This is a genomic window from Streptomyces adelaidensis, from assembly GCF_016598475.1.
In the GTDB taxonomy this organism is placed as follows: domain Bacteria; phylum Actinomycetota; class Actinomycetes; order Streptomycetales; family Streptomycetaceae; genus Streptomyces; species Streptomyces adelaidensis.
This window is the reverse complement of sequence record NZ_JAEMUX010000065.1, coordinates 22217-35985: the sequence shown is the minus strand read 5'-3', so window position 1 is coordinate 35985 and position 13769 is coordinate 22217. Positions and strand designations below refer to the sequence as shown.

General features: G+C 72.4%; 11 protein-coding genes. 1 reads left to right on the top strand and 10 read right to left on the bottom strand.

Annotated features, from left to right (window positions below):
• Positions 1–21 precede the first annotated feature (21 nt).
• Entirely contained in the window at positions 22–1662 is a 1641-nt protein-coding gene (gene pgm, locus I8N67_RS29825) for a phosphoglucomutase (alpha-D-glucose-1,6-bisphosphate-dependent) (RefSeq protein WP_200307332.1), read from the bottom strand.
• A gap of 287 nt (positions 1663–1949) precedes the next feature.
• Here pgm and I8N67_RS29820 point away from each other — a divergent pair, with 287 nt between their 5' ends.
• Positions 1950–2597, top strand: coding sequence for a class I SAM-dependent methyltransferase (locus tag I8N67_RS29820; protein WP_200307345.1), 648 nt, complete (start codon positions 1950–1952; stop codon positions 2595–2597).
• A 90-nt stretch (positions 2598–2687) separates the two neighbouring features.
• Here the strand turns inward: I8N67_RS29820 and I8N67_RS29815 are convergent, their stop codons facing one another.
• The 9 genes from I8N67_RS29815 to I8N67_RS29775 are packed head-to-tail and all read right to left on the bottom strand — an operon-like array spanning position 2688 to position 13621.
• Entirely contained in the window at positions 2688–3923 is a 1236-nt protein-coding gene (locus I8N67_RS29815; RefSeq protein ID WP_200307331.1) for an MFS transporter, read from the bottom strand.
• Positions 3920–5251: an amidohydrolase family protein gene (locus I8N67_RS29810; RefSeq protein WP_200307330.1), complete on the bottom strand. Its 1332-nt coding sequence runs from the start codon at positions 5249–5251 to the stop codon at positions 3920–3922. The genes I8N67_RS29815 and I8N67_RS29810 overlap by 4 nt, the downstream gene beginning before the upstream one ends.
• Positions 5248–6501 (bottom strand): ATP-grasp domain-containing protein, encoded by a 1254-nt coding sequence (locus tag I8N67_RS29805; RefSeq protein WP_200307329.1) that lies wholly within the window; start codon positions 6499–6501, stop codon positions 5248–5250. Before I8N67_RS29805 ends, I8N67_RS29810 begins: the two co-directional genes overlap by 4 nt.
• A gap of 46 nt (positions 6502–6547) precedes the next feature.
• Complete coding sequence (locus I8N67_RS29800) at positions 6548–7750, bottom strand: transketolase family protein (RefSeq protein WP_234046509.1); 1203 nt, start codon at positions 7748–7750, stop codon at positions 6548–6550.
• Positions 7747–8568 (bottom strand): thiamine pyrophosphate-binding protein, encoded by an 822-nt coding sequence (locus I8N67_RS29795; protein ID WP_200307328.1) that lies wholly within the window; start codon positions 8566–8568, stop codon positions 7747–7749. Before I8N67_RS29795 ends, I8N67_RS29800 begins: the two co-directional genes overlap by 4 nt.
• Positions 8565–10571, bottom strand: a complete 2007-nt coding sequence (locus I8N67_RS29790; protein ID WP_307835410.1) for a M20/M25/M40 family metallo-hydrolase — start codon at positions 10569–10571, stop codon at positions 8565–8567. The genes I8N67_RS29795 and I8N67_RS29790 overlap by 4 nt, the downstream gene beginning before the upstream one ends.
• Entirely contained in the window at positions 10568–11671 is a 1104-nt protein-coding gene (gene argC, locus I8N67_RS29785) for an N-acetyl-gamma-glutamyl-phosphate reductase (RefSeq protein ID WP_234046508.1), read from the bottom strand. Before argC ends, I8N67_RS29790 begins: the two co-directional genes overlap by 4 nt.
• Entirely contained in the window at positions 11664–12983 is a 1320-nt protein-coding gene (locus tag I8N67_RS29780; RefSeq protein ID WP_200307327.1) for a DegT/DnrJ/EryC1/StrS aminotransferase family protein, read from the bottom strand. The genes argC and I8N67_RS29780 overlap by 8 nt, the downstream gene beginning before the upstream one ends.
• Positions 12980–13621 (bottom strand): degT/DnrJ/EryC1/StrS aminotransferase, encoded by a 642-nt coding sequence (locus I8N67_RS29775; RefSeq protein ID WP_200307326.1) that lies wholly within the window; start codon positions 13619–13621, stop codon positions 12980–12982. The genes I8N67_RS29780 and I8N67_RS29775 overlap by 4 nt, the downstream gene beginning before the upstream one ends.
• Between the last annotated feature and the right edge of the window lie 148 nt (positions 13622–13769).

Here is a 13769-nt window from a genome sequence, read left to right as displayed (position 1 = left end):
TTCTGTGCCTCTCTTGACGCGTCAGGTGCCCAGCGCCGCCAGCACCACGGACCTGGCCTCCTCCTGGACCCGGGTCAGGTGGTCCGGGCCGAGGAAGGACTCGGCGTAGATCTTGTAGACGTCCTCGGTGCCGGAGGGGCGGGCCGCGAACCAGGCGTTGGGGGTGGCGACCTTGATGCCGCCGAGGGCGGCGCCGTTGCCGGGGGCCTCGGTGAGGACCGTGGTGACCGGCTCGCCGGCGAGGGTGTCGGCGGTGACCTGGCGCGGGGACAGCTTGGCGAGCAGGGCCTTCTCCTCGCGGGAGGCGGGGGCGTCGACGCGGGCGTAGGCGGGGGCGCCGAAGCGGTCGGTGAGCCGGGCGTAGTGCTGCGACGGGGTCCTGCCCGTGACGGCCGTGATCTCGGAGGCGAGCAGGGCCAGGATGATGCCGTCCTTGTCGGTGGTCCACACCGAGCCGTCGCGGCGCAGGAAGGACGCGCCCGCCGACTCCTCGCCGCCGAAGCCGAGCGTGCCGTCGGACAGGCCGTCCACGAACCACTTGAAGCCGACGGGGACTTCGGTCAGCGGGCGGCCGACGTCCGCCGCGACCCGGTCGATCATGCTCGACGACACCAGGGTCTTGCCGATTCCGGCCCCGGCGGGCCACTGCTCGCGATGGGAGAACAGGTAGGAGATCGCGACGGCCAGATAGTGGTTGGGGTTCATCAGGCCCCCGTCCGGCGTGACGATGCCGTGCCGGTCGGCGTCGGCGTCGTTGCCGGTGGAGATGTCGAACCGGTCGCGCCGCTCGATGAGCGAGGCCATGGCGTACGGCGAGGAGCAGTCCATACGGATCTTGCCGTCCCAGTCGAGCGTCATGAAGCGCCAGGTGGGGTCGGTGAGCGGATTGACCACCGTGAGGTCGAGCCGGTGCTGTTCGGCGATACGGCCCCAGTAGGCGACCGAGGCGCCGCCCAGCGGATCGGCGCCGATGCGCACTCCGGCGGACCGGACGGCATCCAGGTCCAGCACGTTCGGCAGGTCGGCCACATAGGCGCCGAGGAAGTCGTGGCGGCCCGTGCCGGGTGCGGTCAGGGCGCGGGCGTAGGGGATGCGCCGTACGTCCTTCAGGCCGCCGGTGATGATCTCGTTGGCGCGGTCCTGGATCCAGGAGGTCGCCTCGGATCCGGCGGGGCCGCCGCTCGGCGGGTTGTACTTGAAGCCGCCGTCGGCGGGCGGGTTGTGCGAGGGGGTGACCACGACTCCGTCGGCGAGCGCCGAGGCGCGGCGGCGGTTGTGGGTGAGGATGGCGTGCGAGACGGCCGGGGTGGGCGTGTAGCCGTCGGACTCGTCGATGAGGACGGTCACGTCGTTGGCCGCGAAGACCTCCAGCGCCGTGATCCGGGCGGGCTCCGACAGGGCGTGGGTGTCGGCGCCGAGGAAGAGGGGGCCGTCGGTGCCCTGGGCGGCGCGGTACTCGCAGATGGCCTGGCTGGTGGCCGCGATGTGGTCCTCGTTGAACGCCGCCGCGAACGACGAGCCGCGGTGCCCCGAGGTGCCGAACGCCACCCGCTGCCCCGGTTCGGCCGGGTCGGGGTGCAGCGCGTAGTACGCCGTGACCAGGCGGGCCACATCGATGAGGTCCTCGGGCCCGGCGACCTGCCCCGCTCGCACGTTCTGCATTTCCCGGCTCCTCCGCAAGGTCGACCGTTGGGTACGGCTGGGTACGACTGGGTACGGTCGTCATTCTCCCCTGCCTGGGGCGCGGGGACGCTCACGGGCGGCCGGAACGTGCGCCGGGTCACCGGGACGCGGGACATGCGCCAGAGCCCGCCGGGACGCGCACGGGGACGCCGGGACATGCGCAGGCCCGCCGGGACGCGTACCGGGACGCCGTTGTGGACGCGTCCGGTGGGTGCGACGATGCGGGCCGGCCATGCGGGTCGGCGAGCGAAGGGGAGAGCGACATGATGAGGCACGAGGACCAACGGCCGCCCGCCGCCGTGCTGTTCGACGCGCTGGGCCCCGACTACGAGAAGGCGTTCGCCCATGCCCCCGCGCACCTGGCCGCGTTGGAGTGGCTGATCGAGCGGCTGCCGCCCGCCGCGCGGACACTGGACGTGGGCAGCGGCACCGGGCGGCCCACCGCGTCCGCGCTCGTCGCGGCCGGGCACTCGGTACTGGGCGTCGACATCTCCCCCGTCATGGTCGAACTCGCCACCCGCCAGGTCCCCGAGGCCGAGTTCCGCCGCGCCGACATCCGGGATCTTCCGCTTGAGCCGGACTCGCTCGACGGCGTGTGCGTGTTCTTCTCCCTGCTGCAGATGACCCGCGCCGAGCAGTCGGCTCTGACCCGGCGGCTGACCCTGGCCCTGAAGCCCGGCGGGCATCTGGTGCTGGCCACCGTGCCCGCGGACGTGGAGGGCGCCGACGTGGTCTTCATGGGCCAACCCGTCCGCGCGACGAGCTTCGCCGAGGAGGGCTTCACCGCCATGGCACAGGCGGCCGGCCTGACCGTCCTCACCCACCACAGCAACGTCTTCACCCCGAACCACCCCGACGCCGCGCCCGAGCCCCACCTCTTCCTGCACTGCCGCAGGGACGAGACGGGGCGCTGAGCCCGACGCGGGCAGGAGGGGCGCGGGGAACCGCGCGAGCGACCACGACCAACCCGCACCCGCCAACCCACCCGAGGAACGTCCCGGGGCCTACGCCGCGGCCTCAGCCCGCTCCTCCTCCTCCTCGGCGGCGGCCGCCGGCTCCTCGTTCACGCTCTCGTCCTTGCTGAGCAAGCAGATGAACGCGCAGCCGGCGGCGATCACCGCCGCGATGTACCAGTTCGCGCCGGGGACGTCCCAGGACAGCGCCAGGTCGAACAGCGCGCCCGCCAGCAGGGAGCCGACCATGTTGCCGGCGCTGCGGAAGAAGTGCATGGCGCCCATGGCCTTGGCGAGGCGGTCGGCGAGGACCTTGCGGGCGACCCAGATGTCGAAGGACGGGACGAAGAGGATCTCGCCCAGGACGACCGTGAGGCAGCCGACGATCACCCAGGGGGCCGTGCGGCCCGCGCCGAAGGCGGTGAAGGCGACCGTCATGCCGGCCAGGCCCAGCGCCATCACCGCGCCGGGGCGCAGGTGCTTGATCAGGAACTTGAACAGCGGGTACTGCAGGACCAGGACGGTCAGGCCGGTGATCCAGAACGGCGAGGAGGGGGCCCAGCCGGACGCGTACTCCTTCATGTGCAGCGGGATGCCGACCATGAAGCCGATGGAGAGGAACCAGAAGACGGCGGAGAGGAGGAAGTAGCGGGTGGCGCCGCGGACCTCGATGCCCTTGAAGACCGCCGTACTGACCAGCGCGGGCCTGGTCGCCCCGGCGGACGGCGGCTCCCCGAAGCCGTCCCTCGGGATGAACGCCGAGGACGCCAGGCAGAAGCCGATGAAGATGGCGAAGACGACGGAGAAGAGGGTGCGGAGGTTCACGTCCGCGAGGAGGCCGCCGGCCAGCGCGCCGCCGAAGAGGCCCACCTGGGCGGACATCTGGAAGGTGGAGAAGGCCTTCGGGCGCTCGTCGTCGGGGTAGGAGACGAGGATGTTCTTCAGGCCCGGGAAGGCGGTGCCTGAGCCCAGGCCGATGAAGAAGGCGAGCGCGGAGTAGACGAGGACGCCGTCGCCGAAGCCCATCAGGAACAGTGCCACCGCTTCCATCGCGGTGCCCGCGAACACCGCGCCCCGGATGCCGATCCGGGCGGCGACCCCCTCGTAGAAGAAGGTGGCGGCCAGTCGGCCGACGTACGTCATGCACATCACGACGCCGGCCCAGAAGCCGCTGTCGGTGCCGCCGAGGGAGGCGACGAGGACGGGGAACCAGATGAAGTTCCCGATGTGGGCGAGGAAGATACCGGCGTTGACGCCGATCAGTGCCCGCCTGCGTTCGGTGCTCACGCGGCGATTCCCTTCAGATCAGTCACAGCATGGGTGGCGCGCAGGGCCGCTATCTCGCGGGCCAGGGCCGGGCGGTCGATGTCCGTGCCCCGGACGACGGTCCGTACGGGCAGGGCCGAGAGGGGGCGGGTGGGGGTGGACGGGTGCAGGAGGTTGTACGTGGCCACGCCGCCGGGGCGCAGCGGGTGCGCCCCCGACGTGGTGCCGCTCAGCTCGTCGAAGTAGCGGCGGCCGCCGACCGTGGCCTGGTGGCGCAGCGGTACGTCCCAGGAGGCGTCCTCGCCGCGCAGCAGGTCCAGCTCGCTGAGCAGCGAATAGCCGTGGTAGGCGCCGGTGTTGCCCGAGTCGGTGCCGACGAGCAGGTCGCCCCGGCCCAGCGCGGCCAGGGCGTTGCGCCGCATGTCGCCGAGGGCGGCGGTGCGGGTCTCCTGGACGCCGTACTCGATGCCGTACGGCTTCTCGATGCCCTTGACGAAGTCGAGGTTGCGGACGTCCTGGGTCTCGGCGAAACCCTCGCGGCCGTACTCGGTGAGGAACTCCTCGCCCGTCATGATCATCGGGCGGAGTCCGGCGAGCGTGGAGACGAAGCGGGCTCCCTCGAACTCCTTCCAGTCGGCCTCGTCGAGGGTGCGGTCGCGCACGGTGTGGGCGAAGAGGCGGAAGCCGCACTCGTACGCCCAGCGGGTCTCCTGGAGGGTGTTGCAGTCGATGACCGCCGTGACGCCGCGTTCGGCGGCCATGCGGGCGGTGAAGCGCAGGACGTGCTCGGAGAGGCGGGAGAAGCGGACCGGGCTGCCCGGCTGTTCGGTGCCGTCGGTGAACATCACCTTGAGGAAGGTGCCGCCGCGTTCGGCGTTGGCGCGCAGCGCGTGGTCGAGGTCGGACTCGACGGCGAGCATGTGCACCGGGGCCGGGAACTCCACTCCGTGGCCGGTGCGGCCGGCCGTGTCCGTCGTCGCCGTCACCGCGTAGCCGCAGTGCGCGATCTCCGGGTACGGCCACGGGGAGGCCTCCCGGCCGGCCGCCCAGGCGTCGGCGGCCAGCGGGAAACCGAACATGTCCACCACGTGGGTGACCCCGTGGTACAGGTACTGGAGGGCCACGATCCGGGGGTCCTCGACCGTGTCGTCCCAGTTCGCGGGGAGCGAGACATGGGCGTGGGTCTCGGTGTAGCCGGGCCAGAGCTCGGGCTCGTCGCCCCGGCGGGGGCCCGCCGGGGCGAACGCGGTGAAGACGCCGTCCTCGCTCGTGACGTCGTACGCCGCCTCGGGGTCGAGGGCGGGGACGGCCACCCCGCGCAGCTCCCGCCGCGGTGGAGCGGAGCTCATCGGGCCACCTCGACCTTCAGCCGGAGGTCGATGGCGTCCAGGGCCTCTTCGTTGCGCTTGTTGACCTCGTCGCGGTCGGCGCCGGTGAAGATGATGTGGCCGATCCAGTCGAAGTTGCTCTTGGAGAGGCGGCTGACCTCGACGCCGGGCTTCTTGTAGGCGAGGGCGCTGTGGAAGCCGGGCAGGTCCGTCAGGCCGTCGAAGCCGATGGACTCGACCGTGCCGGCGACCGGGGAGCCGAACCAGTGGCCGCCCGCCGTGGTCTCGCCCGGGAAGGGCAGTTCGGGGCGCTCGCCCAGGGCCTGGCGGATGACCTCCAGGTAGGCGTCCACGCCGGAGCTGATCTGCATCAGGCTCGGCACGATGCCGCCGATGAGGCGTCCGTTGACCTCGCACAGCACCGGGCCGTCCGGGCCGAGCAGGAACTCGGTGTGGATGAAGCCGAAGTCGACGCCCAGCTCTTCGAGGACCTTCGTCGTCATCGCGAACAGCTCGTCCTGGAGCGGGTGTCCGCTGAAGTACGTGGCGCCCATCTCGATGAAGTGCGGGAAGCCGCTGAGCGGGCGGTCGGTCAGCCCGAGGTTGACGATGTCGCCCTTGCCGAGCACGCAGGACTCCACCGAGATCAGCTCGCCGGTGACGAACTCCTCGATCAGGATGTCGGGGATGCGTACGACGCCGCGCCCGTAGTCGACGACCTCCGCGAGCTCGGCGAGGTACGTGGTCAGGTCGTCCTCGTCCTTGAGGTGCAGGACGTGCAGGCTGGCGGTGCCGTCGGACGGCTTCACCACGCAGGGGAAGCCGATCTCGCGGACGGCCGCCTCGACCTTCGTGGGGTCCAAGACGTGGGCGAAGCGCGGCTGGCGGATGCCCCGGCCGTCGAGCGTCAGCCGGGTGAGGTGCTTGTGCCGGGCGTTGCGGGCGCCGTCGACGCTCATCCCGGGCAGGCCCAGCGCCTCGGCGACGGCCGCGGTGTGGACGGTGTGGTACTCGCTGTACGTGGTCACCCCGTGCACCGGGCGCTCGGCGTGCAGTTCGCGCGCCAGGGCCGTCAGCTCCTCGATGGAGAAGGCCTGCTCGCTCTTGATGACGTGGCAGTTGGGGTGCGCGTAGGCGGCCTCGGTGAGCGGGGAGACGGCGAGGTAGAAGTCGGGGTCGACCGAGACGAGGGTGACGTCGTGGCCGAGGTCGAGGGCGTTGGCGATGCCGGCCATGCCGTTGGGGTTGCATTCGATCATGAGGATGTGCACGTCGGGCTCCTTGACTGGCTTGTGGATGGGGCGAGTTGGGGTGTGATCAGCTCGTGGTGCGGGCGAATGCGTCGAGGGCGTCGAGTACGGCGGGCAGGTCCAGGCCCAGCGCGGCCATGACCTCCTCGTGGTCGCCGCCCTGTGAGGGCCAGCTCCGGTCGGCGCTCACCGACCTGACCTCGCAGGCCGGCAGCAGCAGCGCGAGCGCCTCGGCGACTCCGCCCTGGCCCCGGTGCTCCTCGACGACCACGAACCGGGAGTGGTGGCGGGCCAGTTCGGCCGCCGCCCCGGTCAGGTGCTCGTGGTCCAGGTAGACCAGGTGCGCGTGGGCGGTGCCGGGGGCGGCCCGCCGGGCGGCGAGGGCGAGCCGGGTGCCTTCCTCGCCGACGGAGACGAGACAGACGGCGTCCCAGCCCTCCCGGCCCTCTCGGTCACCGGCCCTGAACTCCCAGTTGACCAGGGGGAGTTCGTCGCCGAGCGGGGCGAGCGACTCGTACGTGGCGTTGCGCCCGGTGCGGATGTAGTGCGGGCGCCCGGAGCGGGCGGCCTCCCGCACCACCGCGCGCATCTCGGCGTCGCCGTACGGGGCCGCGATGGTCACGCCCGGCACGCTGCGCAGGATCGCCAGGTCCTCCAGGCAGTGGTGCGTGGTCCCGAACCAGGCACCGGAGACACCGGCGTACGGCGCGACGACCGTGACCCCGGCGGCCAGATAGCCGAGGGTCAGCTTCAGGCTCTCGGCGGCGCGCAGCGCGGCGAACGGGGCGAAGGTGCTGACGAACGGCTTGTGACCGCCGGCCGCCAGCCCCGCCGCCATGTCCACCATCGCGCCCTCGGCGATCCCGAGGTTGAGGAAACGCTCCGGGTGGGCGGCCTGGAAGGGGTGTCCCTTGCCGCCCAGGTCCGCCTCCAGGCAGACGATCGTGTCGTCGGAGGCGGCGAGCCGGGTCAGCTCGTCCCGGTAGGCGTCGCGGCCGGAGAGGGTCACCGGTCGCTCGTCTGGGAGGGGTGCGGTGGCCGTCGTGGCCGTCCGGCGCTCGTCCGTGGCGGGCACGGTGCCCGCCACGGGCGCCCGGCGCTCGCCGGCGGGGGCCTCGGGCCGCTCGCCGGCGGGGGCGACGGGGTGCGTCCCCGTGCCGGCCTCGGGCCGCCCGCCCGCGACATCCTTCGGCAGCTCGTCCCGGTAGGCGTCGCGGCCGGAGAGGGTGGTGTCCGGGGTGGTTACCGCGCGGTCGTCGGTGGTGGTCATCGGATGCCCCGCTTCCACTTGGCGGCGCGCGCCTCGTCGATGGTCACGTAGTGGGAGCCGGGCTTGCCCTCGACGGCTCGTACGCCCTTGCCCTTGACGGTGTCGGCGATGACGGCGAGGGGTTTGCGGGCGGTCGAGCGGTCCTCGGTCAGGAGGTCGGTGAGGGCGGCCAGGTCGTGGCCGTCGATCTCCGTGGTGTCGAAGCCGAACGCGGTGAAGCGGGCGGCGAGCCCGGGCAGCGGCGAGATGTCGGCGACCATGCCGTCGTTCTGGCCGCCGTTGCGGTCCACGACGAGCACGAAGTTGCCCAGCTCCTGTGCGGCGGCGACCTGGCAGGTCTCCCAGACCAGGCCCTCCTGCAGCTCGCCGTCACCGGCGACGGCGATGCCGAGCGCACCGGGACGGCCGCGCAGCTTCTGCGAGAGCGCCCAGCCGGCGGCGTACGGGACGCCGTGGCCGAGGCTGCCGGTGGGGAAGCGGACGCCGGGGACCTTGGGGCCGGGGTGGCCGGTGTAGGGGTGGCCGGCGAGGCCGTACAGCGGGGCCGGGTTCTCCGGCAGGATGCCGCTGACGTGCAGGGCGGCGTAGAGCCCGGCGGCGGCGTGGCCCTTGCTGAGGACGACCTCGGTGCCGTCGTCGGCGGCCGCGCGGTGCAGCGCGGCGATCAGGATGTCGAGGACGGAGAGGCTGCCGCCGAGGTGGCAGCCGCGCGGGCTCGCCGCCATGTCGACCACCAACCGGCGTGCCTGGACGGCCCGTTCGGTGAGGGTGGCCACGATCTCGTCGTCGTGAGGAGGCGCTTCGAGGGTGATGGTCATCGCCGGCTCCCCTCGGGCAGCGCGAACCACCGGTTGACGGCGTCGGCGAGCAGGGAGCGTGCGGTGCGGTACTCCATGGGGTCGATGCGTTCCTCGTCGGTGTGGTCCAGGGAAGAGTCGCCGGGTCCGTACGCCACCATCGGGACGTCGTGCCAGGTGGTGGCCAGCGTGTTCATGTCGGACGTGCCCTTCTTCACCACGAAGCGGGGCCTGATCCCGGCCTGTGCGAAGGCCCGGGTGAAGACCTTGACCAGGGCACTGGACCGGCCGCCGGCGTGCCCGGGGGTGGCGCGCAGCACCTCGACGCGCACGTCGTCGCCGACGTGTCCGAGCGCGGCGGCCTTGAGCACCTCGACGTCGGCCTTGGGCGGCACCCGGAAGTTGAGAATCCCGGTGGCGGTGGAGTGAGCCCGTCCGTTCTCCACCTGGACGTCGATGACCGCGCTGAGCGCGTCCGGCGCCTCGGCGAGCACCGCGGCCCGGATGCGGGCGAGGACCTCGATCAGGTGGTCCGGCGCGGACACGGCGTCCATCCCGGCCGAGTGGCCGCTGGGCACCGATGCGGTCACCCGGAGCTTGAACAGCCCGAAGTAGCCGAGGGTCAGGGTCTGCGAGCCGCTGGGCTCGCCGATGACGACGGCGTCGGCCGGGTACCGGTCACGGGCGTGGAAGGCGCCCTTGGAGGAGGAAATCTCCTCCTCGACCGCGCCGACCACACGCAGTTGCCCGTCCTCGGGGATGTCCGCGTGGGCGAGCACCTCCAGGAAGTTCGCGAGGCTGCCCTTGGCGTCGACGCTGCCCCGGGCCCACAGCTCACCGCCCCGCCACTCGGCCGGCCAGTGGTGCGGGACCGTGTCGAGGTGCCCGAGGAGCAGCAGCCGGCGCGGCCCGCAACCGCGTACGGCGACCAGGTTGCCCGCCTCGTCGACATGGGCGTCCATGCCGCGCTCCCGGCACCATTCGGCCAGGTAGGCGGCGAGTTCGGCCTCGTCGCGCGAGACCGACGGCACGCAGGCCACCCGGGTGAGCAGACCGAGGTCGGCCGCGGGCTCCTTCGTACGCCAGAACCGGGTCCAGCCGGACGGCAGGCTCATCGTGTGCGGGCCGGTGATGGCGACGTCCGCGCCGCTGTCCCGCATGGCGATCTCGGCGGCCCGCACCTTCTGCCGCATCCTGCCGCCCGCGTACTTCGCGCCCTCGCCCGGATAGACGTCGTACAGCGTCGAGTCCGGGTCGGCCGGGTCGCTCAGCAGCCCTGCGGTGCCGGTGACCAGGCGCAGATGGTCCGCGCCGAGCGCCCCGGTCAGGACGGCGGCGAGCACGTCGGCGTCCACGTTGAGCGGCGCACCGCCGGCCGGATCGGCGACCGGCGGCGACAGACACACCACGTCGTACGCCTCCAGCAGCGCGGTCAGCCCCTCGGTGTCCACGTCCGTCGGCACGCCGGCCCGGTGGTCGCGTACGACCAGGGTCCGGCCCCCCGCGGAGACCGCCTTCAGCGGCCGGTTGGCCTTGCCGGTGACCAGGCCGCCGCGCGCCGCGACCGAGGTGAACACGCTCAGCCCGAGCGCCCACAGCTCCCGCTCGACGGCGGGCAGGGTGACCCGCTCGTAGGCGTCGACCAGGTGGGCCATCTCCTCCGGTGGGCAGTAGCGCACCGAGTCGCCGCCGACCAGCCGCAGTTGGGGCATGGGCCGGTCGATGGCGGCGTAGTGCCGTTCGATCCCGGTGGCACCGCCCGCGACGAGCAGCACGCGTGCGCCACGGGCCACCAGGTCCGCGAGCTCCTTGTGGATGGCGCCCCGGTCGAGGGTGGCGCTGCCGGCCTTGATGACGTACAGGGGGCGGGTGGACCTGAAGACGGGCTTGGGTCGCGTGACGGCGGCGGGGACGGTGTCCATGGCCGCGGCCGTGGCCGTGGCGGAAGGCACGGCCGGAACCCTGGCCCTGGTGGGGCCGGCGGCGGAGGCCCGCGTCGTCGGTCGTTCGATCTGCGTCGTCACGGCGACACCGCCGTCGTCGGCAGGCCGGCCGTCTCGTCGAAGCCGCTGATCAGGTTCATCGCCTGGATCGCCTGTCCGGCGGCGCCCTTGATGAGGTTGTCGAGGGCGGCGACGGCGACGACCTGGCCGCCCTGGACCGCGATGGCGACCTCGGCGACGTTCGAGCCGACGACCGCCTTGAGCATCGGGAAGTCCTGCGGCGCCTTGGGCGCGGGCCGGACCCGTACGAACGGCTTGCCGACGTACGCCTTGGCGTAGGCCCGCTTGACGTCCAACGAGGTGACGCCCTCGCGGAGTTCGGCGTACGCGGTGACCATGATGCCCCGGGCCACGTCCAGGCTGTGGGTGGAGAACCTGAGGTCGACGGCCGCGCCGGTGAAGTCGGCGATGGCCTGCCGGACCTCGGGCGCGTGCCGGTGCCCGTACAGCTTGTGGACCCGGAAGTTGCCGGTGCGCTCGGCCGGCGGCTCGTTGCTGCCGCGGCCGCCGCCGGTGGAGCCGGTCTTGGCGTCGACGACGACCCGGTCGGTGGCCAGCGGCTCGGTGCGGCCGGCGCCGGCGAACAGCGGGTACAGGGCGTAGATCGTGGTGACCGCCATGCAGCCGGGCAGGTTCACGAACCGCCCGTCCGGCACCTCGGGGCTCAACTCCGGTACGTAGTAGGCGAAGTCCTCCAGCGGCGGATGCTCGGCGGTCTTCGGGTAGTGCGTACGCACCTCGGACTCGGCGCGCAGCCGGTAGTCGCCGCCCAGGTTCAGCACCCGCTTGGCGTGGGCCGCGATCAGCGGCAGCCGCTCGGGCAGCGCGCCGGTGGGCAGGCAGCCGAAGGCGACGTCGACGGCGTCGATGTCCGCCAGCTCGGCCAGCGGCCGGAACTTCAGCCCGCCCGCCTTCGGGTGGTTGCGCAGCCAGGGATGGACGGTGCCGATGGCGGCGCCGGCCGACCGTTCGGCGGACAGGAAGGCGAGTTCGACGTGCGGATGCTCAAGGAGCAGCCGGATGACCTCGCCGCCGGTGTACCCGCTGGCGCCGACGACGGCGACGCGGATCTTCTCGTTCGCAAGGACCTTGTTGCCTGTGAGGTGGTCGATGTCAGCCAAGGCGGGCCGCCTTCTCGTACGGCCGTACGTAGTCGCGCTCGTCGACGAGCTTGCGGATGGCGTCCGGACGGCGGGCGACCTTGCGGAAGGCGTCGGCGTAGCGCAGGATCCGCTCGTACTCGACCGGGGAGCGCAGCTCGCGGCAGAGGACGAGGGTGGAGTCGAGCATGCCGAGGGTGACGGGGAAGTCCTCGGGCCGGTGGTCGCGCACGGCGGCGGGGTTGAGGCTGAACGGATAGCCGTTGCCGAACCCGTCGCGGTGCTGGAAGGGCAGATGGCAGGGGATCGGCGTGTTCTGCCACTCGCGCGCCGGCACCCCCTCCGCGACCAGCAGCTCGTGCACGGCCTCCTTGACGGCGTACACGGGAAGGTCGTCGAGCCCGACGGCCTCGGGGTGCAGTCCGATCCGGTACATGTTGTACGCGTGGACGTGTCCGTCCGGCACCTGCGGCGGTGTGAACAGCCCGGTTCCGCCCAGTACTTCGCCGAGCAGGGCGGCGTTACGGGCGCGGATCTCGTCGTAGTACGGCAGGCGCTTGAGCTGGCTGCTGCCGAACGCGGCGGCGACCCAGGACATCCCGTAGTCGATGCCGTGGCGGGCGAGATAGCCGACGGCCCGCTCGTACGCCTCCTCCGTGGCGAAGAAGGCGATGCCGCCCTCCCCGCCGAGCGGGAAGTTCTTGTCGGCCATCAGGCTCTGCCCGGCCGCGTCGCCGAACGAGCCGGCGACCCGGTCGCCGATCTTCGCGGAGTGGGCGTGCGAGGCGTCCTCGACGAGGGCGATGCCGTGCCGGTCGGCGAGGGCGCGCAGCGCGGGGACGTCGGCGGGCAGCCCGTGCACGTGGACCGGCATGAGCGCGCGGGTCCGGTCGGTGATCGCGGCCGCCGCGGCGGCCGGGTCCATGCAGTACGTGACCGGGTCGACGTCGACGAACACGGGGATGGCGTGGGCCGCGACGACCGCCTGGGCGGTGGCGATGAACGTGAACGCCGGCACGACGACCTCGTCGCCCGGCCGCACCCCGGCGCCGACGAGCGCCATGTGCAGACTGGACGTACCGCTGGCCGTGGGCAGCGCGAACCCGGCGCCCACATAGGCCCGGTAGGCCTCGGCGAAGTCGGCGACGACCTTCTCGGGCGCCTGCCGCTGCGCGAGCATCAGGTTGAACACGTCTTCCTTGGTGATGACCGGGAAGAGCGTGCGGCGCATCGCCTTGGGGATCATCTCGCCGCCTCCGAGGGCGGCGAGCTCGTCCTCGACGTCCGCCGGATTCGGCAGCGGCAGCGGCGAGTTCGGGAAGTCGGTGATCATGACTGGGTCGCTCCGGAGGTCACGGCGGGTCGGTGCTGTGCCGCCTGGGTCAGGGCCATCCGCACACAGGCGGCGACCAGGGGGCTGAGCCGGTAGTTGAACTGCACTCCGGGCACGAGGTCGGCGTCGGCCTCCTCCTGCGTCCACATCGTCCGCAGGTCGTAGGCGCCGAAGATCTTCAGCCGCTCGGCGCGGGCCCACAGGCGCGGGTCGTCGGTGAGCACCGCGGCGGCCGGCCCGAAGCCCAGCCCCGTCAGGTCCACCACCAGCGCCGGCGCCGTGGCCCCCGCGGCCAGCTCGCCGAGCCGGTCGGCGTTCGCCTCGTCCAGCGCGATGTGGTCGTACGCCGTCGGCCCCTCGTACGACGTCACCCGCACGCCCAGCCAGGCCAGGAACGCGGCGGTCTCCGCGTCGGGTTCGGCGAGCGCGACGCTGTCCCCGTGCCCGATCCCCTGACCGGCCAGCGCGGCGTGTATCGCACCCGTACGGCTGTTGAGCAGCACGGCTTTGCTCCGCCGCGTCTTCTTGCTGAGCAGTCGTTCGAGACCGGGCAGCTCCCGGTCACTCTTCTCGATGCTCATGACCACGCCCGAGGTGAGGACGCGGGTGAGCACGGTGGCGGTGTCGAACAGTTGCATGGAGTGTCGGGCCTTTCTGAGAGGTCTGGGATGGAAGGGGGCGGAAATCCAGCGGGAGTCCAGGGGGCGCAGCCCCTGGCGGGGTCCGGGGCGGAGCCCCGTGGCGGGGGTGAAGGGGGGCCGCCGCCCCTGGGGATGGGACGGGTAG